The organism is Ferruginibacter lapsinanis, assembly GCF_020783315.1.
In the GTDB taxonomy this organism is placed as follows: Bacteria; Bacteroidota; Bacteroidia; order Chitinophagales; family Chitinophagaceae; genus Ferruginibacter; species Ferruginibacter lapsinanis.
On the sequence record NZ_CP086063.1, the window covers coordinates 384,008 to 408,218 of the forward strand.

Consider the following 24,211-nt stretch of genomic DNA (forward strand, 5'->3'; position numbering starts at 1 on the left):
TTCTTATAAAACGTTGTAAACGTTTTGAACCTTTAAACGATTGTTATATGTCAGCACAAAAACCCTACAGCTTTTTCCATAGCGTGGAACAAAGCTTCGACAAAGCCGCACAACTTACCAAATGGGATCCCGGAATTCTTGAACAAATAAAAGCCTGCAATGCAGTCTACCAAATCCGTTTTCCGATAAAAAGAGATAATGGGAACATTGAAGTAATTGAAGCATACAGAGTGCAACACAGCCAGCACAAATCTCCCTGTAAAGGAGGTATCCGTTTCAGTGATGAAGTAAATCAGGATGAAGTGATGGCACTAGCAGCTTTAATGACCTACAAATGCGCTATTGTAAATGTTCCTTTTGGCGGAGCAAAAGGCGGCTTAAAGATCAATCCGAGAAACTATTCTGCTTACGAACTTGAAAAGATCACCCGCCGGTATACATCTGAATTAGTAAAGAAGAATTTTATCGGCCCGGGCATTGATGTTCCTGCTCCTGATTATGGAACTGGCGAAAGAGAAATGGCCTGGATAGTTGATACCTACCAATCTTTAAAACCCGGAGAAATTGATAGCGCCGGTTGTGTTACAGGTAAACCTGTTTCATTGGGTGGTGTTCGTGGAAGAAAAGAGGCAACGGGGCTTGGTGTATTTTACGGCGTTCGTGAGGTATGCAATATGCCGGAAGTAATGCAGCGAATAGGCCTTACTGTTGGTGTGGAAGGAAAGTCTGTGGTAGTACAGGGACTGGGTAATGTGGGCTATCATTCCGCTAAATTTTTCAGAGAACATGGTGCTAAAGTTGTTGCCCTAGCCGAATACGAAGGAGCCATATACAATGCTGATGGATTAAATGAAGAAGAAGTTTTTCAACACAGAAAAGCTACCGGATCTATTTTAAACTTCCCGGGTGCAACAAATCTGGCAAAAACTTCAGACGCACTAGAATTAGCCTGTGATATCTTAATCCCTGCTGCATTAGAAAATGTCATCAATAAAGAAAATGCAGAAAGAGTAAAAGCAAAAATAATTGGTGAAGCAGCTAACGGCCCTTGCACGCCGGAAGCAGATGAAGTGTTTACCAGGAAAGGTATTGTATGTATCCCTGATATGTATCTGAATGCAGGAGGTGTTACAGTTAGTTATTTTGAATGGCTTAAAAATCTAAGCCATGTACGTTATGGCAGATTAGAAAAACGATTTACAGAAAACCTGAACACACGTATTTTGGCGCAAATAGAAGAGTTAAGTGGCAAACAGGTGAACGAAAAAGAAAGAACCTTTATCAAACATGGTCCTGACGAAATTGACCTGGTACATAGTGGTTTAGAGGAAACAATGATTGCTGCTACAAGAGAGATAATGGATATCTGGCACAGTAATCCAGCGATACCGGATATGCGTACAGCCGCATACGTTAGTGCTATTAACAAGGTTGCTACCATTTACGCCGAGTTAGGCATCTTCCCATAATATTTTCACAGAGGGCACTGAGTATGCACAAAGATTCAAAGAGAGATATCAAATATGATACTGTCTCTGTGAATCTTTGTGTTCTCTGTGAAAAAAATTAAAACTCAGGTAACACCAACAACTCAATCAATTCATTATTTTTTGTGGAATAAGCAACCGTATTGCTCCCGTTTGTAATTACCAGAAAAGGTACTTTAAGCACCTGGTTATATCTCAGTACCTGATTCAATACAGCAGCATCTAAAGGCACATTCATTTCTTTACATTCAATGATCATCCAGGGTAAAGTGCTTGCATCATATACAACTATATCAAATCGCTTTTTCAGTTCTCCTAATTGAATCTCTTTCTCAATGGCTATTAATGAAGCCGGATAGCACTTTACTTGTATTAAATACTGCAAAAAGTTTTGTCGCACCCATTCTTCCGGCGTAAGTACCACCCACTGCTTGCGTACCGCATCAAAAATGTACTCTTTTTCCATTTCTTTCTTGATTTTTGGCTGGTATGGAGGGTATTCTATCTTGATCATCTTGCTAACAAAAAAATATTTTGTACTTTTATCAATGGCAAAGAAACAAATTTGAAACTAAAGCGGGTTTAAAATTTAAAATTTGCAGTTAACGTAATAAAACATTTAAGATATGAAAACAAAAGAAGAAATAGTAAAAAACTGGTTACATCGTTATACCGGTGAAGAGTTACAAAATTTTGGAGAATATATCCTGCTTACCAATTTCAGCAATTATGTGGGCATGTTTGCCGAGTGGAATAATGTACAAGTGGTGGGTAGAGACAGACCAATGCAATGTGCTACTGCAGATAATATCACCATCATCAATTTTGGTATGGGCAGCCCGGGTGCGGCCACCATTATGGATCTCTTATCCGCCATCACTCCAAAAGCTGTATTGTTTTTGGGTAAATGCGGCGGACTAAAAAAACGAAACACTATCGGCGACCTGATCTTACCTATAGCAGCCCTCAGAGGCGAAGGTACCAGTAATGATTACTTTCCTCCTGAAGTACCTGCACTCCCAGCGTTTATGTTGCAAAAAGCTATTAGTACCACCATCAGAGATTACGATTGTGATTACTGGACCGGTACCGTTTACACTACCAACCGCCGTGTATGGGAACATGATGAAGCATTTAAAGAATATCTTCAAAAAGTAAGAGCGTATGCCATCGACATGGAGACCGCTACCATTTTTACCGTAGGTTTTTACAACAAAATACCAACCGGCGCTTTATTACTTGTAAGTGATAGTCCGATGGTACCAGAAGGTGTGAAAACTGAAGCAAGTGATAAAAAAGTTACCACACAATTTGTAGAACGTCATATTAAGATCGGTATTGATTCATTGAAACAAATTATGAATAACGGTCATACGGTAAGGCACCTGCATTTTTAATTTTTTTGGTCCGGGCTGTATATCTTTGGGCAACATTGTTGCGTCGCCCTCTTGTACTTTTAGTACTACCGGCAGCAGACAACATAGTAAACAAAGTTTATTAGAACATCCAAAAATTCAACTCTTTTAATGGCAGCAGTATACACTTATCAACAACTGGCTTCATTCGCAAAAAATATTTTTTTACAAATGGGCTGCAATGAAGCCAATGCCGAAACTGCCACAAAAGTGTTACTCTCCGCCGATCTGCGTGGAGTAGACAGCCATGGAATTGCTCGTTTAACCGGTTACGTTAGGTTATGGGAAGCTGAAAGAATTAATGCAAATCCCAATATCAGAATAGTACACGAAACTCCCTCTACCGCTACAGTTGATGGCGATAAAGGATTAGGATTAGTGGTAGCCCCCGCTGCTATGCAAATTGCTATTGATAAAGCTAAAAATGTAGGCTCCGGTTGGGTAAGTGTAAAAAACAGCAACCATTTTGGTATTGCAGGTTATCATGCAATGATGGCGCTGGAGGATGATATGATCGGTATTGCCATGACCAATGCCTCTGCATTGGTTGCCCCTACATTTTCTGTAGAAAAACTATTGGGCACTAACCCGATAGCCGTAGCAATACCGGCAGGCAACGAAGCCCCCTTTGTATCTGATTTTGCAACAACTACTGCTGCTAATGGCAAATTAGAAATATTACAGCGTAAAAATCTGGATACTCCTAACGGATGGGTACAAACGAAAGAAGGGCTTCCTTCTACCAATGCCAACGAATTAAAAAATGGCGGGGCTTTACTCCCTTTAGGAGGCGACAGAGACCATAGCAGTCATAAAGGTTATAACCTCGGTGCCATTGTAGATATTTTTTCTGCAATACTAAGTGGTGCCAATTACGGCCCCTGGGTTCCGCCTTTCCCTGCTTATGTTCCTATGCCAGAAGGCATGCCCGGTGAAGGCATCGGTCATTTCTTTGGCGCTATGCGTATAGATGCTTTTAGACCTGCAGAAGATTTCAAACTACACATGGATAAATGGATCCAACGTTTTAAATCAGCTAAAACAGTAAACGGCCACGAACGTGTGATCATTCCCGGCCAACCGGAGGCCGAATTTGAAATTGAAAGAATGGCCAATGGCATTCCTCTTTTACAATCTGTAGTGGATGACCTTAACCAGCTTGGTAAAAAATTCGATATTTGTATAGCCTATTGATACTGTGCCATTTGAGTTTCCGGCCTTTCTGCTTTACCCACGTAACTACAGATAAATCCAATCTGTGTTCTAGCAATATAATTTGTAATTATCTTTGCACTCCATTTTAAAAATCAAATACTTTTTCTGATGAAAATAATGAAGTTTGGTGGCACCAGCGTAGGTAAGCCTGAAAGAATGCATGAAGTGTCAAGATTGATCACTAAAGATGCTGAAAGCAAAATAGTAGTGTTATCTGCCTTAAGCGGCACTACCAATTCTTTGGTAGCAATCAGCGACTCATTGGCTAAGAGTGACAGAGTTACTGCTAAACAACAAATTGATACACTGGAAACCCATTATCAAAACTTCATCAGCGAATTAGTAAAAACGGATGCGGCTTTGGCAAAAGCAAAAGCCATCTTAACTGAGCATTTCGAATTTTTAAATATCATTTTAAAAATATCTTTCAATGAAGCATTGAATAAAGATATTTTAGCACAAGGTGAATTATTAAGCACCAAGTTATTCTCTACTTTCTTAGAAGAGCAAGGCATTGACCATATGTATCTACCTGCTTTGGATTTTATGGTAATTGATGAATATGACGAACCGGATCTGGATACAATTAAAAAGAAATTATCGGAAATTTTAAATGCGAATACAGATAAAAAATTATTCATTACTCAAGGATATATCTGCAGAAATGCAAAAGGTGAAGTGGATAATTTAAAAAGAGGCGGTAGCGATTACAGTGCCTCATTGATAGCAGCAGCGTGCAATGCTACTGTTTGTGAAATATGGACTGACATTGATGGCATGCATAACAATGACCCGAGAGTTGTGAACAAGACAGTAGCTATTGAACAATTAAGTTTTGATGAAGCTGCTGAATTAGCATACTTCGGTGCAAAGATCCTGCACCCTACTTGTATCTGGCCTGCACAATTAGCAAAGGTTCCGGTAAAATTATTAAACACCATGCAGCCTGACGCTGCAGGAACCACCATTACATCAGAAGCCGGTTCAAACGGCGTTAAAGCTGTTGCTGCAAAAGATGGCATCACTGTTATCAATATCAAAAGTAGCCGTATGTTATTGGCGTATGGTTTCTTAAGAAAAGTTTTTGAAGTTTTTGAAAAATACCGCACTTCAATTGATATGATCACTACTTCTGAAGTAGCCGTATCTGTAACAATTGATAACGATACTTACTTAGATGAAATAATAAAAGAGCTTGAACCATTCGGCACTGTTGAAGCAGAAAAAGGTCAAACTATTGTTTCCATTGTTGGTAACGAGATCAGTGAAACAAAAAATTTAGTACAACGTTTATTTACTGCATTGGCAGATATCCCTGTAAGAATGGTTAGTTATGGTGGAAGCAAACACAATGTATCTATCCTTATTCCGGGTAGCTATAAAACACAAACGCTACAGGTAATTAACAGTGGCATATTTGGTTTATAATTGAAACCATTCCTGCCTTGTAAAAGCTCAAAATTTCAATAAGAGATTTTGAGCTTTTTTTATTATCACTATATCCGGCAACAATAAAAAAAGCTCTTCATTACTGAAGAGCTAAAAAACATAACATTTTTTCTTCCTGAAACCCCCAAGTTCTATTTACCTGTCACGCTTGATTATTTTTTGTTGTGCCCCAACATTACCTGCATTTACACGTATAATGTAGATGCCTGATGATAAATTTTCGAGGTTATCAATATTGACCCAATTCAATCCCTTTGCTCCTTTTACAGTATGTTGATAAACAGACCTGCCCACTGCATCTACCATATTAATTTTAATGACTGCACTCTCCAAGAGATCAATATACACATCTACCTTGTTTACAAATGGATTGGGTTTACAGCCGCTAATTGTAACCCTATTGGTAATAGTTGCTTTTACTACGATCACTTTACTATAGGTAATCCTGCCATCATTATCGGTTGTTTTTACTCTGTAATAATTTACTCCATTAAAAGGCAATACATCAGCAAATTGATACACTGAGGCAATCCCTTTTGCCCCCATCGTTCCTACTTCGGCAAAAGAGTTCCCATCTGCGCTTCTTTCTACAACAAAATAATCGACATTAGTTTCAGTACTTGTACTCCATTTCAGATCAACTTTCTTATTATTAAATTGGCCTGTAAAATCTATAAGCGCTACAGGCAAAAGCGGTGTAAATGTCATTGTAACTGTTGCCGCTGTACTTGAAATAAGTGCAGCATCTACTTCAACGTAAGTAAATGTCACTATTAAAAGGCCTCCGTTATTTGGATCAACTACCAATAACGACGGATCATAATTCTTTATGGTATCACCTGCAACTAATGCAACAAATCCTGCCCCGAAATCATAATAGAGTGTTGCATTGGTGGGCAATGTTTTTATAATTACTGTATCCAATTTACTGTCGCCATCAAAAACTCCTTGCTCAGGATCACTACCATTTAAGGTAGGTACTACAACTGTATTCGTTCCCCCCGGATTTACCTGGGGTATCGCTGTTACCGTGTTTGCGGTTGGTGCTTTCTCTATTCCAAAATCTACATTTGTTACATCAGCAGTACCCACAACAATGTAGGTTGAATCCAAATTCCCTGTTGTAACATTTCCGGAACCTGCTCCATTATTATTTCCCTTACTATTGCCGGTATGTATCCAGCCAGCGGTCATGCTTGAATTTGGAGCGATAGTACCTACTCCTCCTGGTGCAGTTGTACTCAGCTTAACAGAATAGTTACCTGAAAATAAATTACTGAAACTATACTCGCCTGTAGATGGCAATAAAACTGAATTTACAACATGATTAGTAGCATCTACTAAAATTGCATACAAAGTGGAAGTGGTGTTAGTGCCAATCCCATTTACCAAACCATCTGCCAATCCGTTAGCGTCATTGTACAATTTTCCAGTAATTGTTTGACAGGTTGCTGTGAGAGAAATATCATCCAACACAAGATCATTCCCTTGTCCGCCCGGCTTGTTATTGATCAGGTACACCCTTACATTTCCGCTTGCGGGGGCTATGAATGAACCTTTCTTTTCTATCCAGGTTAATGTACTTCCTGTTTTAGGTATATCTCCCGAAGGAAGGTCTAATAAAATAGCACCCGTTGTTGGATCAACTACTCTTAAGATAACATTAGGATCTGTGGCATCTGTAGCGGCAGCTAATAACACATTTGCCAACCATGCAGAAAACCGATAACTATTACCTGGTACCAATCCAGCATATTCTTTTTCATAGTAAACACCTGAAGAAAAATCTGCATTTACCAAAAGCATCTGACCGTTTACATCTCCAGCTGTATGATCTGTATCTGAAGCCACTTTTGAGAGACCATAGCTAACATCACCATGCACATCACAAGTGTAGCTACAGTTTGCCCCGTTTAGGCCTGGTCCTGATATCCATTGATAATAATACCCGGTGGCATCATATACAGAAGTGGTTAACACATACTGACCATCATTCACCCCATTACCTTGATAATGCCCCATAGGATTGTTATTAAAGGTATAGCTGGTTTGTCCTGCAGGTAAAGAATTTACCACATTTGTACTACCAGTTCCAAAGGTTTCAATAAATGTACCGCCACAAGCTGTAGAGATGGTTTGAGCCGCAGGTTTAGTACCCAATACGTTTGTATACTGCACATACACATGTTCGTTAGCTCCTACAGAAATAGAAGATGTTCCTGTAGTGGTACTATATGAATCGCCTGTACTTCCAAAAATAATGATGTCCTGCAGGTAATATCCTGAAGCAACTGTTTCGGTAAAACTATAGTTACCCGTAGGTTGATTATAATAGATCAATGTATTATTAAGGCCGGCCGTTTGCGCTGATATCACCACCCACCTGCCATCTGATAATCTTTTTAATAAATAAGATCGACCTCCGTTAAAGCTCAAGGTCATGAGCGGTTCGTTATCTGCACCTACGGTTACATTATACATGGTAGTACCTGTGGGAGCTAATGCATCTGCTGTCCAGGCCGATCCATTCCAGTAATAAATGATATCGTAATTCACATTTGCCGGATTTACCGCAATTGCCCATGCTGTACCATCTGCACCTACAGCAATATCTTTTGCAGACTGCCCACCCGGAAGTCCATTGTCTGTGGCCGATGTTCCATTGTAATAGTAAACATGATTATCCAATCCGATGTACCATGCTGTTCCAGAAGGTCCGCCATCTATACGTTTACCTGTTGGCTGAGGAGATCCGGCTAATGCTGTATAGGTTGATCCGCTTACCCATTTGTAGAGTTTATCATCAGTGCCAACCACATACACTCCATTATCGGGCCCTACACCAACATCTTTCGCTGTACCGGATAGAACCCCATTTCTGTAAATATTATTAGATGAATTGATCTGCCAGTTGATACCGCTTGTCTCGATATCTATTCTTACTGCATTATTACCTGCAGGATGTACCCATGCGGCATTACCTGATGTATAGGTATACACATCATTTACAGGTGCATCTTTTTGTGTAAAAGCAAGATACCCAGTTCCAGAAGAAGAAGCACCCACTTCTAACGGTTGTTTACCTCCAAATTCATCATGCAATGTAATGGTAGGATTAGCAGCAAATGCAGAACCGACAGGACCTGAAGTAGCAAATGTGAAATTTTGATTTGCATTGGGTAATGTATTCTTTTGAATTACCAGTGATTGGGTTTGAGCCTTTGATAGTAGCGCAAAGCATAGACACATGCTTAAAAAAAGTACATTTTTTTTCATACAGCATTCGTTTTAAATAAACAGATCAAGGTAAGGCTATCAAGGGTTAAACAACGGGTAAGGGACCTGGTATGTGTATTTTTTACACATTTGTATGCAGAGTTAATGCATTATTTTGAAATGACAAAAAAATGGATTCATTTTTTCAGCAAGTCAATAAAAGTTTATCGATAGCACTACAAACTAAAATATTTGCATTTTCACAAATGAAGAACAGCGATTATTTCAGGCTTTTATTTACCACCAATTCTTTACTGCCTGAACCATATACATAAAAACCTTCCCCGCTTTTAACCCCCAACCTGCCTTTTGCTACCATATCTTTAAGTAAGGGACAGGGTGCATATTTTGCATTATTACCAAAGCCTTCGTACAATACATTAATAATACTCAGACAAACATCCAAACCAATAAAATCAGCCAATTGTAATGGTCCCATTGGATGCGCCATTCCTACTTTCATTATTGTATCTATCTCTGCCACACCTGCTACACCTTCGTGTAAACTATAAATCGCTTCATTGATCATAGGCATTAAAATACGATTGGCAATAAACCCAGGCGCATCATTTACCACACATGGAACTTTATTCAACTCCTCTGCTAATGATACTATTGTTGACGTTACGGTTTGCTTAGTTGCAGGGTTATTGATTATTTCCACCAACTTCATTACGGGAACAGGGTTCATAAAATGCATACCAATTACCATTTCCGGTCTTTTTGTTACTGAGGCTATCTTAGTAATAGAGATGGATGAAGTATTGGTAGCAAGTATGCATCCTGCAGGAGCCGCTTCATCAATTGTTTGAAATATCTTCAATTTCAACTCTACATTTTCTGTTGCTGCTTCTATAACCAGATCAGCATTTTTTACTCCCTCTATGATATCTGTAGATGTAGAAATATTTTTTAACGTTGCTAATTTCTGCTCTTCAGTAATTGTCTCTTTGGCAATTTGCCTATCTAAATTTTTAGAGATGGTCTTTATTGCTTTTTCTAATTGAGCTGGATCAACATCAATCAATGTTACAGTAAATCCACCCTGTGCAAACACATGAGCAATCCCGTTGCCCATCGTACCAGCTCCGATTACACTAACTACATGAACCATGTTTAAAATTATGAGTGATGAATTATAAATTATAAGTGTTCTTACTTCTTTGATTTTGTTGTAATAATAGCACTTCTACTCATTTTTAGAACTTCTTCTGTTTCCTTATGAATGCTTATAGAGTTTAATTATACGTTTTGCTTAAAGAAAGCTTCTGTCTTTTATTATACTCTTCCTTTCACTCTTCGCTCATCATTATTATTTATATCTAAATACTTATTTAAATGCATTGAAACCCGTAATATCCATACCTGTAATGAGCAGATGAATATCATGCGTACCTTCATAAGTGATCACACTTTCTAAATTCATCATATGACGCATAATAGGATATTCGCCTGTAATCCCCATGCCTCCTAACATCTGGCGGGCATCCCTGCAAATATTTGTGGCTATTTCGCAGGCATTTCTCTTTGCCATACTTACCTGTTGTGGTGTAGCTTTTCCGTCATTCATCAACACACCTAAACGCCAGTTCAATAATTGTGCTTTTGTAATTTCGGTGATCATCTCTGCCAACTTTTTTTGTTGTAGCTGAAATGCACCTATCGGTTTATCAAACTGAATTCTTTCTTTACTGTATTGCAATGCAGTGTGGTAACAATCCATTGCAGCCCCAATGACTCCCCATGCAATTCCGTAACGAGCCTTGGTTAAACAGCCCAGCGGGCCTTTTAAACCTCGTACATTGGGTAAGATATTTTCTTTAGGGATCTTTACATTATCAAAAACCAACTCTCCTGTAGCGCTGGCTCTTAAACTCCATTTGCCATGTGTGGTGGGTGTTGAAAAGCCTTCCATTCCCCTTTCTACAATTATGCCAGTTACAATCCCTTCTTCATCTCTGGCCCACACCACTGCAATTTGTGCAAAAGGTGCATTACTGATCCACATCTTTGCACCATTTAAAATAACATGTCCATCTCCGTTATCTTTTATATTGGTGAGCATACTACCCGGATCACTTCCATGGTCGGGTTCTGTTAACCCAAAGCAACCTAACCATTCGCCGCTGGCTAATTTGGGAAGATATTTTTTCCGTTGTTCTTCGCTGCCATATTGATAGATAGGAAACATTACCAAACTGCCCTGTACACTTGCTGTTGAGCGTACACCACTATCTCCTCTTTCTAATTCCTGCATCATCAATCCATAACTGATATAATCCAATCCACCACCACCATATTGTTCGGGTATTGTTGGACCGAAACAACCCAGGTCGCCTAATTGTTTTACAATTTGCTGAGGAAATGCTGCCTGCTGGGCATACTCTTCTATAATGGGGGATATTTCTTTTTTTACATAACTGCGTACACTTTCACGAACGAGTTTATGTTCTTCGCTTAGTAACTCATCTACATTAAAATAATCGGGAGATTGAAAATTATCAGTTTTGGCAGCCATACGATTTACGATTTGAGCATTACGAATTACGAATTTCTTCAATACTAAAGATACTGAAAATTGGGCTGAAGATATTATGAATGTGTTTAGAAGGTTTAGCTGTTTAACAGGTCCCTCAACTTCCTTATTTTTTATTCCACATTTCTTATTTCTGTTATAAGTATCCGGCCATTTCTGTTTGATATTGCATAGCGATCATTCTTGCTTCTTCTGCAAAATTTTCTTTATCGCTTGCATAGATGATGGCTCTTGATGCGTTTACGAGTAAGCCACAGTCTTTATTCATACCGTATTTACTTACATCTTTTAAACTGCCGCCCTGAAAACCAACGCCGGGTACTAATAAAAAATGATCGGGGATGATACTACGGATATTTTCCAACTCTGTTGCCTGTGTGGCCCCAAGTACAAACATTAAATTATCGGGTGTGCCCCAAGAAGCTACTTTTCTTATGACGTTTTCATATAAATAATCGCTTCGTAAATGTGCTTCATTACCATTTTGAATTTTGAGCATTTCAAAATCTGCAGCACCTTTATTACTGGTTAGTCCAAGAACAATTGTCCATTTGTTTTTAAAATCCAGAAAGGGACGAATACTATCTTCTCCCATATATGGAGCAACAGTGATAGAATCGAAATTGAACGTGTTGAAAAAAGCTTTGGCGTATTGCGTGGAAGTATTACCTATATCACCTCTTTTAGCATCGGCTATAGTAAAGTGTTCTTCAGGGATATAGTTCACTGTTTTTTGCATAGCTTCCCAACCTTTTAAACCCATGACTTCGTAAAAAGCTGTATTTATTTTATAGGCTACGCAAAGATCTTTGGTGACATCAATTATCTGTTTATTGAATTCAAACACTGCATCGGGGTGATCTTGCAGGTGTTTCGGGATTTTTGTTATATCGGTATCCAAGCCTACGCAGAGATATGATCTTTTGCTTTTTATTTGGTCGATTAAGAATTGACGTGTCATGGTGGCGCAAAGATAATATTATCTGTTTTATTGCTTTTTTAAATTGTGATTGGATAGTTGGTAATTTCTTTCGAACAGTTGGTCATTTCTTTACAACAGTTGGTCATTTCCTTCGAACAGTTGTTCATTTCTTTACAACAGTTGGTCGTTTCCTTCTAATAGTTGGTCATTTCTTTACAACAGTTGGTCGTTTCTTTACAACAGTTGGTCATTTCCTTCGAACAGTTGGTCATTTCTTTACAACAGTTGATCATTTCTTTACAACAGTTGATCATTTCTTTACAACAGTTAGTGATAGTACTATGATTTTCAATCATTTTTCTACAAATGATACATTCTTCCGACATTCGATCTGCCAGCATTACCCCAAAAACGCCACAATGATATACGGATGGACAGTAGATCAATTGTATGAACGACGATTTAGATTGATTGAAAAAATTAAAAGGATTTTGATTTTATAATCAGCATACTCTTAGGAATTATTCCAAATCACAGTTCAAAAAAATACGCTGCAATAAAAGCTCCAGAAAGGTATGCGGTACAAGTGAGTGACACAACGATGATGACCAAAGCTAAAATGCCCGTAACAAAAAAGTCAAAAACATTTACGTTTTTGACTTTTTTATTTTTCATTTTTATCTTTTCGTTTTACACTACTACTTCCTGAATCTCCGTTGGTGCCAGATTCGCATTACGCATAGCAATACCTCTTACGGCTGCGCCGGCGAAATCTCTGAATGCATTTTTAGTGATCTCATCATCACTAACCATTACGGGTATACCAAGATCTCCTCCTTCACGAATGGATTGTACAATAGGTATTTGTCCGAGGAAAGGAATATCAAATTCTTCGGCTAAATTTTTACCGCCGTCTTTACCAAAGAGGTAATATTTATTTTCAGGCAATTCTGCCGGAGTGAAGAAACTCATGTTTTCAACCAGTCCAATTACAGGTACTTTTAATTGTGCCTGTCCGAACATAGCGATACCTTTTTTGGCATCTGCCAATGCAACAGTTTGTGGTGTGGTAACCACAATTACGCCGGTTACAGGTACGGTTTGCACCATCGTTAAATGTATATCGCCGGTACCTGGCGGCATATCAATTACTAAATAATCCAATTCGCCCCAATCAACATCGGTAGTGAACTGACGAATAGCACTGCTCACCATCGGACCACGCCAAACCACTGCCTGTTTTTCATCGATCAGCAAACCAATGCTCATCATTTTGATGCCGAATTTTTCAATTGGCATGATCATGCCTTTACCATCTACCTCTCTCATCAATGGTCTGTCGCCACGTACACCAAACATGATGTGCTGACTAGGGCCATAAATATCTGCATCCATCAAACCAACTTTTGCACCGCCTTGCGCCAATGCTAATGCCAGGTTGCTGCTGACAGTGCTTTTACCCACGCCGCCTTTTCCACTTACAACAGCAATGATATTTTTTACTCCGGTTAAAACGGTTTTTGCATCTTTTCTGTTGCTGCTGGTATTTGAAGTAAAGTTTACAGTTACAACAGCTTCTTTATTCACTAATAATTTTACTGCATTCTCACTGGCCATCCGCATCATGTCTTTCATCGGGCAGGCGGGTGTGGTTAATACGATGGTGAAAGCAACATTGTTGCCATCGATGGTAATGTCTTTTACCATGTTGAGTGTTACAAGGTCTTTGCCAAGATCGGGTTCTTGTACGTTGCTGAGGGCTTTTAGTATGTCTTCTTGTGTCATGTTCTTCTCTTTAATTTTATCGTTGCAGTATTTATGTTACTTTTTTTGCGGAAAAAAAGTAACCAAAAAAGCCGTCTACAAACGATTACATCCCGTTTGTAGATTGGTTCCCTGATTAAGCTTTTGTACTACTGTAAACTCAACATCAGTTCCCTGATCTTAAAATCGAAGCATTTAACTTGGTATCAACAAATTAACAGTTCAAAATCCTGTTGATCCTTTCATCCTGTAAATCCTGATCCAGACAACAAACAGACTGAATTTATTGTTAAAAAACCGTTTCGAACCGCAAAATTAACCATTGAAACCGTTACTTTGTTTATTAATTAAGAAAAAGCTGTCTTTTTACACCCGGGTTACATGAAGAAATTTTTATTATACATTTTTATCGCTATTTGTTTTTTACCTACCGATGCCCGGGCACAATTTGAAACCTTTAAAGATTCTGTTGTTCAACTATATGGCGTAGTAATGACTGCCGATAGTTTACAGGGGCTGCCTGCCGTAACTGTGCTTGTGAAAGGGCAAAACCGGGGTACAGTTACCAATAACCAGGGGGTTTTTAGTATTGTGGTGTTAAAAGGAGATGAAATTGATTTTTCCAGCATTGGATATAAGCCTAAATCTGTTGTTGTTCCAAGAGAGATTGAGGGGAATGAATACAGTGTGATCCAATTAATGGTTACAGATACGGTTTACCTAGCCGCAACAGTGATCAAATCGAGGCCCCGGAGAGAACAATTTGAAAGAGATTTTTTAAACACACAGGTGCCGGCTGATAATTTAGAAATTGCCCGGCAAAATAATGATGAGGCCAAACGAAAGATCTTAATGTCGTACCTGCCAAGAGACGGACAAGAGGCACAGCGGGCATATTTTAACAAACAAGCTAATAAAACTTATTACGCAGGGCAAAATGCCCCTATGAATATCTTAAACCCATTTGCCTGGAATGAATTTATAAAGGCATGGAAACGAGGGGATTTTAAAAGTAAGAAATAGTACCCCTCCCTGTTAACCACTTATACTTCTATCGTATCCATTTATATTGTAAATTGTTTCCTTTAACCTTTGCAGTATTTATATTTGTGAAATGGGACAAGCTTCGACAAACAATATTTTTCTGATCGGCTTTATGGGAACCGGCAAAACCCATTGGGGTAAGATATGGTCGGCTGCACATAATTTTTCCTTTATTGATCTGGATGAAATGATTGAAAAAGCCGAAGGCAAAACTGTAGCTGAGATATTTGAACAACATGGCGAAGATTATTTTAGATTACTGGAAACAAAAATGCTTCGTCGTTTGATCAACAAACAACATACCATCATTGCCTGCGGCGGTGGCACTCCTTGCTTTCACGACAATATGGAATGGATGAATAAACAAGGCACTACTGTTTATATCAGTTCGTCTTCTCATGATATTTTAAAAAGAGTATTAGCAGAACAGGATAAAAGACCTTTATTAAAAAAATTAAACCAGGCCGAACTACTTTTCTTCATCGAACAAAAATTAAAAGAAAGAGAACCCTTCTACTCACAGGCAACCATTACACTTGATGCTGCAACAATTAACGAAGAAACATTTTCAACAATATCATCTTCTAATCAACACAATTAATGCATAAAAAATTCATTCAGATAGCTGCTGTGCTTGGCGCCGTAACTGTTATTTTAGGAGCTTTTGGAGCACATGCTTTAAAACAAGTGTTACCAACTTCTGCTCTTGCTACTTTTGAAACAGCAGTGAGGTATCAGTTCTATCATGTGTTTGCTATACTGCTTACAGGCATCCTGTACAAAGAGTATATGAATACATTTGTGCAAAGAGCCGGTCATCTTTTTATCATTGGCATTGTATTGTTCAGTGGCTCTCTTTACCTGCTTACTTATCTGGAAGCCACTGAAACTATTGGCTACAGAGGCATTGGCGCCATCACTCCTATAGGAGGGCTGTGCTTTATTTCAGGTTGGGTACTACTGGCAATAGGTGTTAAATCAAAGTAATTTTAATTTTATCCGCATTACTGTAGAATAGGTATTTACAGTAATGCTTTTTTATATCTTTGTTAGCAATGGCAATTAAACCAAAAGTAAAAAAAGCAGACGATCAAACAACATTGAAAGCTGAAACCGAAGAAAAGGTAGAAGTGAAAAAATTGTTGCAGGATGAACGTACACACAAAATTACCGGTGCGGTTTTTTTGATGATGGCTGCATTGTTATTTATCGGATTCACCTCTTACCTGTTTACCTGGGAAGAAGACCAGGATAAAGTATTTCAGCACGGTTATAAATTATTATTGGGCACCGATGCCAAAGTAAACAATTTGCTGGGTACACTCGGGGCCTTTCTTTCTCACTTTTTTATTTACAAAGGTTTTGGTATTGCATCTTATTTGATCTGCAGTACTCTTTTTGTGATCGGTGTTAATTTGTTTTTTGGAAAGAAAGTATTTGCTATCGGCCGTAATATTAAATATGTTCTTATTGGATTGGTGGTGTTGAGTGTTGCTGCATCAGTGATAATGAATGGAAAAATATTTCCATGGGGTGGTGCTGTTGGTGATATGATAAAAGTATGGATGTATGAAGCCATCGGACAGATAGGAACTATTGCTATTTTAGGTGTGGTGCTTCTATCTTACATCATCTGGCGTTTTAATCCTGTCTTCACCCTTCCTACTAAAAAAACTTTACTTCCGGTTGATATTATCCCTGAAGAAAAATCTGTACCTACTGAATTAGCAGTAGAAGATGATGATCCAGAAGAAGAGACCATTGAGGAAACTGTAACGAATACGGGTAAGGGTGGAATGAGACCAATCCCTTCACAAGAGAATCCGGCATTGAATCATGATATAAAAATTGTTGAGAAAGATGAGGTAAAAATACCGGAGCCTGAACCAATTGAAGAAGAGATCGTTCCTGAACCGGAACCGGTGGCCCCTGCCAAAACTGCTGCTGCAAGTGCTTTGGAGTTAGAAATAAAAACAGTGCCTGATAAACCGGCCGAAGAAATTCCGCAGGCTTTAGCAGAAAAAGCAAAAGCGGCACCTGCTCCATATGATCCGATCCTTGACCTGAGAGATTATAAATATCCTACACTTGATCTTTTGGAAAATCATGGTAGTGATAAAATTGTTCAGGATACCAATGAACTGGAAAACAACAAGAACCAGATCATTAATACTTTAAAGAATTACGATATCGCTATATCGAAAATTTCTGCAACTGTAGGCCCTACCGTTACGTTGTATGAGATCATTCCTGCTGCCGGCGTTCGTATCTCCCGTATTAAAAACTTAGAAGATGATATCGCTTTAAGTCTTGCTGCACTGGGCATCCGTATCATTGCACCTATACCGGGCAAAGGTACCATTGGTATTGAAGTGCCTAATGCAAAGAAGTCGGTAGTGAGCATGAAGACATTATTAGCTTCTGAAAAATTCCAGAAAAATAATTTCTCTTTACCAATTGCAATTGGTAAAAAGATCGATAACGAAAACTTTATCGTTGACCTGGCGGCTATGCCGCATTTGCTGATGGCAGGTGCAACCGGACAAGGTAAATCTGTAGGACTGAATGCAATACTTGTTTCTTTGTTGTATAAAAAACATCCATCACAATTAAAATTTGTGTTGGTTGATCCTAAGAAAGTTGAGTTGAGTATTTACAAAACAATTGAAAAACATTTCCTGGCAAAATTGCCTGATGAAGGAGATGCCATTATCACTGATACAAAGAAAGTAGTACATACATTAAATGCTTTGTGTATTGAAATGGATAACCGGTACGACCTGTTAAAAGAAGCAGGTTGTCGTAACATCCGTGAGTACAATGAAAAATTTGCTGCAAGAAAACTGAATCCTGAAAAAGGACATCAGTTTTTGCCATTTATTGTGTTGGTGGTAGATGAGTTTGCCGACCTGATCATGACTGCAGGAAAAGAAGTTGAAATGCCAATTGCACGCCTGGCACAATTGGCAAGGGCTATCGGTATCCATTTAATTATTGCCACACAACGTCCTTCAGTAAATATCATTACCGGTACGATCAAAGCCAACTTCCCTGCCCGTATAGCCTTTAAGGTTAGTAGTAAGATCGATAGTCGTACTATTTTAGATGCAGGTGGTGCGGAGCAATTAATTGGTAAAGGAGATATGCTGATCAGCTACAATGGTGAATTGGTTCGTTTGCAATGTGCTTTTGTTGATACCCCTGAAGTAGATAAGATCGTTGATTTTATCGGCGATCAACGTGGTTATCCGCAGGCATTTTTATTGCCTGAATATGTGGATGAGAAGGACATGGAAGCGAAAGATTTTGACCTCAATGATAAAGACCCATTATTTGAAGATGCGGCTAGATTGATTGTAGCCAGCCAAGTGGGTAGTACCTCTCTTCTGCAACGCAGAATGAAATTGGGTTATAACCGTGCCGGCCGTTTGATGGATCAGTTAGAAGCTGCAGGTGTTGTAGGCGCTAACCAGGGTAGCAAAGCCAGAGATGTATTGATAAAAACTGAGGCGGATCTGCAGATGTATCTGGATAATAATTTATAATTTTTGCTTCTTGTAATTAATCAAAATTTCGATGATGTTGGGCAGGAGATAAACAACGGCGAAAACATTTAATTTTTTCCCGAACCGCCACATCTGCTGCATTTTTCTGAATGAAAGCCATCAACAGGTTTGAACTCACTTCCAATAATTCTACCCTGCCAATCTTTTATATCTACATATTCCATCTTTCTACCAAAAGTCTCTATCCAGCCACTGCCACCGCATGCCGGGCATACATGACTGTTTGAATAAGAGGGAAATGAGTTATTATTATTCTGGTTGTTATAAGTCTGTTGTGTAGCTTTTTCAGCTTGCTTTTGTTTGTACTCTCTGTCAAGAGCAGCAAGCAATGAGTCCGTATCGGGTAAATTGGCCGACTGACTGGAAATATTTCTACCCGCTTTTTCTACAACTTTTTTTGTTGCTGCTGTTTCCATATCCTCAATCTGCTTAGAAGGAAATAATTTATTTGCATCGGCATAATTAATGACAGCTTTCTCAGGCATGTCATTTAACTCATAAGCCCTGCCCTGGCTTATCAGGATATATGCTTTATCATTATCTGTTTTTGCAAGACTTAATGACTTACTGTAATCAGCTATTGCAGCAGCATATTCATTTTTTATCTTTTCCATATCCGCTTTGCCGAGATAAGGAAAAGGTTCGGTATTATTTATTTCAATGGCTTTATCAAAATCTGCTATCGCTTCATCATGATATTGATATGGATCTTTTGTATAAGCATTACCTCTCTCCACATACAACTGATAATTATTTTTATCATACTCCAACCCTTTAGTAAAATCGGCAATAGCTAACTCAAGTTTAGGATAAGTAGGGTAGGTATAATATTCCATATATGTTTGGCCCCTTACCCAATATGTTTTCCAGAATTCCGGATTTAGTTGAAGAGATTTGCTAAGATCTTTAACGGCAGAATCCAATCTTAAATTTTTTTGTTGCGAAGACAAGGTTTTACTTTTATTTAAATAAGCAAGTGCCCGGTTATGATAATATTTAAATACAGCAGGATTTAGTTTAATGGCATTTGTTAGAAAAAAAATGGCTTTATCATACTGTTTATTTGCCAACGCAGACTTCCCCTTTTCACAAAGATCATCTGCTTGCTTTTTTACAGCAGGTGTTTGTGCCATGAGTAGCTGATTATTTAACAAACAAAATAATAGCCCCCATACAAAAGACCATTGTTTCATACAATAGATTTTTGTAAAAATAAAAAAAGGGATAATAAACTCTATACCATCCATTGGGTATTTATTACCACCCTGTTGTTGGTCAGGCGACCAACAATGGCGACAAGGGTATTTATTACTCTCTGTTTTTGGTCAGGCGATCAACAACAGGTACGTTCTATAGTAAAAATTTGAAATTTTGACAGATGAAGGAAGTGGGATCATCAAAACTACACCCGATAGCGGCAAGTATACAAGAGGTAAAACTATTTGTAGTAACACCTATCCTTTTATATTCCGCTCCATCCATTCCGCCTGCGATGATGCAGATTGCTCCAATGTTACCATGTCGGCAATTTTTTGTTGCCCTCTGGTGATGGATTGTGTTACGTAACTATGTTCTATTGCTTCATCTTCTTTCATACCCAGCATCTTAATTAATGGAATCATTTTATCACTGCCGAAATGTTTAAAGAGTGCTTCATCCAAAGAATTGTATACGATGATTTTTTGTTGCGACCAGTTAGCAACTAATTCCAATTCCTTTTCATGCAAAGGATAATGTTCTAAAAAAACGGGTGTTTTATTTTCCAGCTTAGAGGTATGTAAGTGACGCACTTCTATCACCCTGCTTTCTTCAACACCGTTTTTTGTAAAAAAATCTTTATACTCTTTTGCTGTATCGCTGAACCACGCAATAAATACTGTTTCAGGCTGCTCTTTAGCTAATTGCAAACAACCATTTCTTTTACCTTCAGCATTGATATATGCCTTGTCGCTAAAAATATTATTATTGCCCGAGTCTTCTTTTTTTCCGAATAAATTGAAAAACATCCGATTAATTTTTGATCACTTTTTGGATAACAGTTTGCTGTGTATCTTCTTTAAACAATTTTAATAAATATATTCCGCTAGTGAGGTTGCTTATATCCAATGTGATCGTATTTGTTCCAACAATCAGAGAATATTTTTCTGTATCAACTACGCCGCCGGAAATATCAGACAAAGATAAATTTAAATTTGTTGCAGCAGTTGTTTGAACAACGATCGTTAAGGTATTATTCGCAGGTTGCGGATACATGTTTGTAAGAAAGCTAGTAGCAGACTCAAAATCAGCAGCTGTAAAAATATAACAGCTTGATGTATCTCTGCAATTCCCTACTTTGGTTATATCCAATGCATAAGCGCCTGCTGTAGTTACCGTATAAGTTGGGTGTGTAGCCAACGGAATAGGATCACCGGTGTTACAATCAAGCCATTGATACTGCAAAGCTGTAATATCAGCGGCAGACAACAGTAAGCCCTCTTTAACGAGTGCTGTATCAACCGCTACAACAGAAATATTTGTGGTGATCACACTATCACAACCTGCAACAGTGCTTAAGTGGCTAATATGCGTAATAGTTGAAGTGATATTATTGGCAACACTACCATCAGGGAAAGTATAATTGCTGCCGGAACAAACAGTTTTATTTTCTGTTTGAGTATAGCCTGAAACAACTGTAATATTTGTGGTGATCACACTATCACAACCAGCAACAGTGCTTAGATGGCTGATATGATTAACATCTGATACGATATTATTGGCAACACTACCATCAGGGAAAGTATAATTACTTCCGGAACAAACAGTTTTATTTTCTGTTTGGGTATAATCTGTATTGATGGTAATATACGTATGAATAAAACTATCACAACCTGTTTGTGCATATAAATGACTGTAACGATCAATTGCTGAAGTAATATTATTTACTATGCTGTTATCAGGGAAAGTGTAATTAGCGCCCGGACAAAGCGAAATATTTTCCGTCTTCCCATAGAGAGGATTTACTGTAATGAAAGTATTAATAATACTGTCACAATTAATTCCATTTCTGCCCAAATGACTAACATGAAATGTATCTGAAAAAATATTAATAAAGACGGTGTTGTCAGGGAAAACATAACTACTGCCGGCACAAACTGAAATATGTTCTGTTTGATTGTATGCAGGCAAAACGTTAAGATAAGTAGTAAACACGAGACTATCGCAACCTCCTACTCCGTAATACATCTTGTCATGACTGGTATTTTGCTGAACATTGTAAACCTTAGTACCATCAGAAAAAGTATAATTATTACCGGGGCAAATATTTACGTTTTCCCAACTATGATGAGCGAATATTATACCCACATCCGTTGTAACAGTGCTATCACATCCTTGCAATGTTTGCAATTTCCTCACACGCCTGAAGCCTTCAGTAACATTGATATAAGTTGTGTCTCCGGGTATTGTATAATTACTGCCTGAACAAATTTCAGCATATGTATATACATTCTTAGAACTTTTTCTGTTAATTATTATTGGAGTAGTATCAGCAACCGTACAGTAATTTGAAGGAGTATATGCCAGATAATATTTTGGATAGTTGATGTAAATAGTTTGTTCTTGATTCAAGGAATCAAAATAATTACTAACCAGACCATAGCCATTGTTGTTTTCAGTTACCGGACTATTAGAAAGATAGCATTGGGAAAAAGTTGTACCATGCAAAGTGAATGTTGCAAAATTATTATCACAAATTGACGTGTCGTAAGAAGTGGTAAGGTATAGATCTGACTTATGTCTGCCATAAAAAACAATTCTTTTTGAAATACTATTTCCTTCTGCGTCAGTTACTGTTAATGTACTTACCAAAGTATCAAGAACAATTTTTACATCTGTCTGTAATTTATCAGGGGCAGTAAAACTTGCAGCAGGTTCCCAATGATAAGACAGATTCTTTGCTCCATAATATTTAAGCAAATAAGCACTATCCATCGTTACACTTATACTGCCATCACAAACTTTAATGGTATCCTTAAAAGGTTTAAACTCAAGTGGCATGTACCCCCTTCGTTTATATCTTCCTAAAAAGATATCGCTACCTCCCTGGTTATACAAAACAAATGCAGTATCTGTAGATGCAGTATGTTTCTTAATAAATAATGTATCATTTATAAACGAGTCGCCGATATACAGTGCATTTTTTCCGGCTATTTCTCTTTTACTCAAAAACAGATCATGGGATCCGGGAATTGCAAAACTATCCACCACCAAAAAATTAGTATCCATAACTTTAAAATCTGATAATACATTACCAAGATCATCTGATCTTAAATACAGTGGGAAATTGAATATATTATTACTTTGATCCTCGTATGGGCCGGAATATTCAGTTCTATGTCGAACCTCAATGCCATTTTTTAAAATATATAAAGATGTAGAAGATGTTGAGCCAACGCCACGACCTGAAACTCTTAAAGTATGCCCCAGACCTTTATTATTCATTTCAAAGTTTAATGCCGAACCACTACTATTACCTACAGAGATGATATTTCCGGTTTTAGATATCTGTGTTATAAGCGTTTTATAAATGCCATATACAGGGAAAGGAGAGCTGGAATAAATATAAAATGTATTATTAAAATCAAGAGAATACTGGTAATCCAGCATTGCAACCAAGTTATGATTTACATTATCATACTCAATTCCAAGGCCTAAATATGATTCTTCAGGAGTGAGATAGGAGTGAAAAAGTTTTAACCAATCCGGATTTCCTGCTATATTATATTTTAATAATACAGAACCTTTTGTATAATCTGCCGGAGTTGTCAAATAATAATAGATAAAATTCCCCGGAGATATTTCGATCCGTGGTACTCCATCCGGATAAGTGGCGGGTGGGTTCAAGGTTACCACACTATCTCCAAATGTAAATGCTTGCTGGTATTTGCCTGCTAAATAAACATTTCCATCTTCATCAATTTCTACGTCAGTATAATTCAGATGGCTCAATAAACGATTGGCCGTTTGCACATTTCCGTTTTCATTAAATGTAGCGTAGAAATGTTTTGCTGTATCTAAATGTATTGCACCAATCGTCAATACTTCACTCAAAGATTTACCTAATAATACGACAACTCCATTATTGTTAACTTCAAGTTGTTGTACATTATCATTCCCCGCTCCTCCAAAAGATTTTACCCAGATCGTATTGCCATTGGTATCTAACTTTGCAATAAATATGTCGCTCCCTCCACTGTTTGTTAAAGTTGTATGGTCCCATTCAATTGTAGGAGAAGAAAAATTACCGGCAACATATAAAAAATTATTCTTGAAACGTATATCAACAACACTATCGTTACCCGAACCGCCTATTGACTTTATCCATTCCCAATGAGGTACGTTAGATTGAGAAAAAGAATTTAGCTGAAGAATAATGAATAGACAAACCAGGCGCAGTTTCATATAAAAAGTATTGGTACTTATAAGGGTTCATAAATGTAGTTGATTTCCTGCAGATTAACTACTTATTAAGCTCCATAATTTATATATATCTTTAC

18 protein-coding genes are annotated in these 24,211 nt (G+C 37.9%); 9 read left to right on the top strand and 9 right to left on the bottom strand.

Features of this window, described 5'->3' with window-relative positions:
• Positions 1-47 precede the first annotated feature (47 nt).
• Positions 48-1,469: a Glu/Leu/Phe/Val family dehydrogenase gene (locus LK994_RS01650; RefSeq protein WP_229761139.1), complete on the top strand. Its 1,422-nt coding sequence runs from the start codon at positions 48-50 to the stop codon at positions 1,467-1,469.
• Between the two features lie 97 nt (positions 1,470-1,566).
• Here LK994_RS01650 and LK994_RS01655 read toward each other — a convergent pair whose 3' ends face one another.
• On the bottom strand, positions 1,567-1,953 hold the full coding sequence (locus tag LK994_RS01655; protein ID WP_229761140.1) for a type I restriction enzyme HsdR N-terminal domain-containing protein: 387 nt from the start codon (positions 1,951-1,953) through the stop codon (positions 1,567-1,569).
• A 160-nt stretch (positions 1,954-2,113) separates the two neighbouring features.
• On the opposite strand from LK994_RS01655, the gene LK994_RS01660 reads away from it, so the two are divergent.
• From LK994_RS01660 to LK994_RS01670, 3 genes are all read left to right on the top strand, one after another.
• Complete coding sequence (locus LK994_RS01660) at positions 2,114-2,884, top strand: AMP nucleosidase (RefSeq protein WP_229761141.1); 771 nt, start codon at positions 2,114-2,116, stop codon at positions 2,882-2,884.
• A gap of 129 nt (positions 2,885-3,013) precedes the next feature.
• Positions 3,014-4,096, top strand: coding sequence for an Ldh family oxidoreductase (locus LK994_RS01665; RefSeq protein WP_229761142.1), 1,083 nt, complete (start codon positions 3,014-3,016; stop codon positions 4,094-4,096).
• A 129-nt stretch (positions 4,097-4,225) separates the two neighbouring features.
• Positions 4,226-5,545 (top strand): aspartate kinase, encoded by a 1,320-nt coding sequence (locus LK994_RS01670; RefSeq protein ID WP_229761143.1) that lies wholly within the window; start codon positions 4,226-4,228, stop codon positions 5,543-5,545.
• A 156-nt stretch (positions 5,546-5,701) separates the two neighbouring features.
• Here LK994_RS01670 and LK994_RS01675 read toward each other — a convergent pair whose 3' ends face one another.
• The 4 genes from LK994_RS01675 to pyrF form a co-directional block, all read right to left on the bottom strand.
• Positions 5,702-8,842, bottom strand: coding sequence for a T9SS type A sorting domain-containing protein (locus LK994_RS01675; protein WP_229761144.1), 3,141 nt, complete (start codon positions 8,840-8,842; stop codon positions 5,702-5,704).
• A gap of 220 nt (positions 8,843-9,062) precedes the next feature.
• Positions 9,063-9,956: a 3-hydroxyacyl-CoA dehydrogenase family protein gene (locus LK994_RS01680; RefSeq protein ID WP_229761145.1), complete on the bottom strand. Its 894-nt coding sequence runs from the start codon at positions 9,954-9,956 to the stop codon at positions 9,063-9,065.
• Positions 9,957-10,172: 216 nt separating this feature from the next.
• Positions 10,173-11,360: an acyl-CoA dehydrogenase family protein gene (locus tag LK994_RS01685; RefSeq protein WP_229761146.1), complete on the bottom strand. Its 1,188-nt coding sequence runs from the start codon at positions 11,358-11,360 to the stop codon at positions 10,173-10,175.
• Positions 11,361-11,514: 154 nt separating this feature from the next.
• Positions 11,515-12,339 carry an orotidine-5'-phosphate decarboxylase gene (gene pyrF / locus LK994_RS01690; RefSeq protein WP_229761147.1) on the bottom strand — a complete coding sequence of 275 codons (825 nt, stop codon included), beginning with the start codon at positions 12,337-12,339 and terminating at the stop codon, positions 11,515-11,517.
• Between pyrF and LK994_RS01695 the strand changes: the two genes are divergently transcribed.
• Positions 12,333-12,803 carry a hypothetical protein gene (locus LK994_RS01695; protein WP_229761148.1) on the top strand — a complete coding sequence of 157 codons (471 nt, stop codon included), beginning with the start codon at positions 12,333-12,335 and terminating at the stop codon, positions 12,801-12,803. The two genes, pyrF and LK994_RS01695, sit on opposite strands and share 7 nt — an antisense overlap.
• Positions 12,804-12,990: 187 nt before the next feature.
• Here the strand turns inward: LK994_RS01695 and LK994_RS01700 are convergent, their stop codons facing one another.
• Entirely contained in the window at positions 12,991-14,085 is a 1,095-nt protein-coding gene (locus LK994_RS01700; protein ID WP_229761149.1) for an Mrp/NBP35 family ATP-binding protein, read from the bottom strand.
• Positions 14,086-14,445: 360 nt separating this feature from the next.
• Here LK994_RS01700 and LK994_RS01705 point away from each other — a divergent pair, with 360 nt between their 5' ends.
• The 4 genes from LK994_RS01705 to LK994_RS01720 all read left to right on the top strand — a co-directional run bounded on the left by LK994_RS01705 (position 14,446) and on the right by LK994_RS01720 (position 18,653).
• Positions 14,446-15,087, top strand: a complete 642-nt coding sequence (locus tag LK994_RS01705) for a carboxypeptidase-like regulatory domain-containing protein (protein WP_229761150.1) — start codon at positions 14,446-14,448, stop codon at positions 15,085-15,087.
• A gap of 91 nt (positions 15,088-15,178) precedes the next feature.
• Positions 15,179-15,709 carry a shikimate kinase gene (locus tag LK994_RS01710; RefSeq protein ID WP_229761151.1) on the top strand — a complete coding sequence of 177 codons (531 nt, stop codon included), beginning with the start codon at positions 15,179-15,181 and terminating at the stop codon, positions 15,707-15,709.
• On the top strand, positions 15,709-16,095 hold the full coding sequence (locus LK994_RS01715; protein ID WP_229761152.1) for a DUF423 domain-containing protein: 387 nt from the start codon (positions 15,709-15,711) through the stop codon (positions 16,093-16,095). The genes LK994_RS01710 and LK994_RS01715 overlap by 1 nt, the downstream gene beginning before the upstream one ends.
• A 68-nt stretch (positions 16,096-16,163) precedes the next feature.
• A complete protein-coding gene (locus LK994_RS01720) occupies positions 16,164-18,653 on the top strand; it encodes an FtsK/SpoIIIE family DNA translocase (RefSeq protein ID WP_229761153.1) in 2,490 nt (829 codons plus the stop codon).
• A gap of 68 nt (positions 18,654-18,721) precedes the next feature.
• Here the strand turns inward: LK994_RS01720 and LK994_RS01725 are convergent, their stop codons facing one another.
• The 3 genes from LK994_RS01725 to LK994_RS01735 all read right to left on the bottom strand — a co-directional run bounded on the left by LK994_RS01725 (position 18,722) and on the right by LK994_RS01735 (position 24,116).
• Positions 18,722-19,867: a tetratricopeptide repeat protein gene (locus tag LK994_RS01725; RefSeq protein ID WP_229761154.1), complete on the bottom strand. Its 1,146-nt coding sequence runs from the start codon at positions 19,865-19,867 to the stop codon at positions 18,722-18,724.
• A 261-nt stretch (positions 19,868-20,128) separates the two neighbouring features.
• A complete protein-coding gene (locus LK994_RS01730) occupies positions 20,129-20,680 on the bottom strand; it encodes a hypothetical protein (RefSeq protein WP_229761155.1) in 552 nt (183 codons plus the stop codon).
• 4 nt (positions 20,681-20,684) lie between these two features.
• Positions 20,685-24,116, bottom strand: coding sequence for a T9SS type A sorting domain-containing protein (locus LK994_RS01735; protein ID WP_229761156.1), 3,432 nt, complete (start codon positions 24,114-24,116; stop codon positions 20,685-20,687).
• Between the last annotated feature and the right edge of the window lie 95 nt (positions 24,117-24,211).

What these genes read in the sequence shown, in the direction of transcription:
- LK994_RS01650 (WP_229761139.1), top strand. Translation starts at nt 48, where the DNA reads ATGTCAGCACAAAAACCCTACAGCTTTTTCCATAGCGTGGAACAAAGC.
- LK994_RS01655 (WP_229761140.1), bottom strand. Translation starts at nt 1,953, where the DNA reads ATGGAAAAAGAGTACATTTTTGATGCGGTACGCAAGCAGTGGGTGGTA.
- LK994_RS01660 (WP_229761141.1), top strand. Translation starts at nt 2,114, where the DNA reads ATGAAAACAAAAGAAGAAATAGTAAAAAACTGGTTACATCGTTATACC.
- LK994_RS01665 (WP_229761142.1), top strand. Translation starts at nt 3,014, where the DNA reads ATGGCAGCAGTATACACTTATCAACAACTGGCTTCATTCGCAAAAAAT.
- LK994_RS01670 (WP_229761143.1), top strand. Translation starts at nt 4,226, where the DNA reads ATGAAAATAATGAAGTTTGGTGGCACCAGCGTAGGTAAGCCTGAAAGA.
- LK994_RS01675 (WP_229761144.1), bottom strand. Translation starts at nt 8,842, where the DNA reads ATGAAAAAAAATGTACTTTTTTTAAGCATGTGTCTATGCTTTGCGCTA.
- LK994_RS01680 (WP_229761145.1), bottom strand. Translation starts at nt 9,956, where the DNA reads ATGGTTCATGTAGTTAGTGTAATCGGAGCTGGTACGATGGGCAACGGG.
- LK994_RS01685 (WP_229761146.1), bottom strand. Translation starts at nt 11,360, where the DNA reads ATGGCTGCCAAAACTGATAATTTTCAATCTCCCGATTATTTTAATGTA.
- pyrF (WP_229761147.1), bottom strand. Translation starts at nt 12,339, where the DNA reads ATGACACGTCAATTCTTAATCGACCAAATAAAAAGCAAAAGATCATAT.
- LK994_RS01700 (WP_229761149.1), bottom strand. Translation starts at nt 14,085, where the DNA reads ATGACACAAGAAGACATACTAAAAGCCCTCAGCAACGTACAAGAACCC.
- LK994_RS01705 (WP_229761150.1), top strand. Translation starts at nt 14,446, where the DNA reads ATGAAGAAATTTTTATTATACATTTTTATCGCTATTTGTTTTTTACCT.
- LK994_RS01710 (WP_229761151.1), top strand. Translation starts at nt 15,179, where the DNA reads ATGGGACAAGCTTCGACAAACAATATTTTTCTGATCGGCTTTATGGGA.
- LK994_RS01715 (WP_229761152.1), top strand. Translation starts at nt 15,709, where the DNA reads ATGCATAAAAAATTCATTCAGATAGCTGCTGTGCTTGGCGCCGTAACT.
- LK994_RS01720 (WP_229761153.1), top strand. Translation starts at nt 16,164, where the DNA reads ATGGCAATTAAACCAAAAGTAAAAAAAGCAGACGATCAAACAACATTG.
- LK994_RS01725 (WP_229761154.1), bottom strand. Translation starts at nt 19,867, where the DNA reads ATGAAACAATGGTCTTTTGTATGGGGGCTATTATTTTGTTTGTTAAAT.
- LK994_RS01730 (WP_229761155.1), bottom strand. Translation starts at nt 20,680, where the DNA reads ATGTTTTTCAATTTATTCGGAAAAAAAGAAGACTCGGGCAATAATAAT.
- LK994_RS01735 (WP_229761156.1), bottom strand. Translation starts at nt 24,116, where the DNA reads ATGAAACTGCGCCTGGTTTGTCTATTCATTATTCTTCAGCTAAATTCT.